The organism is Vibrio sp. 2130-1, assembly GCF_033339515.1.
In genome coordinates, this window is record NZ_JAWOUT010000728.1 from 1 (window position 1) to 518 (window position 518).

General features: G+C 49.8%; 1 protein-coding gene. It reads right to left on the reverse strand.

Annotated elements, in window-relative coordinates; all coding sequences use genetic code 11:
* Window positions 1–518: MGH1-like glycoside hydrolase domain-containing protein (locus R7Q09_RS28380; protein WP_411913137.1), on the reverse strand; the 518-nt coding region annotated here is incomplete at both ends.

Below are 518 nucleotides of genomic sequence, written 5' to 3' on the forward strand. Positions count from 1 at the left end.
CAACAGTTCATTCGCCATTGCAATCGCTTCTTCTTTGTAGCCGTAGTTTTCCATCGCACGGAAGCCACAGTACACTTGATCTAGCCACACGCGACCACGCCAGTACACATCTTTACCGTAAGCAGGGTTGGTTTGCGATGCGGTCGGCAAAGGCACACCCGTTCCTTGGAATTTATCTGGCGTGTTGAACTCGTCTTGATCACGCATCACCGCGATCACTTTATCAGCATGCTCTTGCGTTGCTGCACCATTAAACAGCGGCGACCAACCTTCAGGGCCACGTCCACGCTCTACAATCGGCAAACCCGCACAGCCATTTGCAAGAGGCGCAGGAGTAGTGCCATCTTCAGCCACATTTAAGTGAATGTCGTAGAAGAATCCTGTGCTTTCATCAAACATACATTGGTTAATGTACGTTTTGATTTTCTCGGCACCGTTCAGGAATTCTTGCGCGCGGTCTTTACCTTCTACGCCATCGGACACCAACTTCGCCATTTCCGCTAAGTATTTGTTGTCTG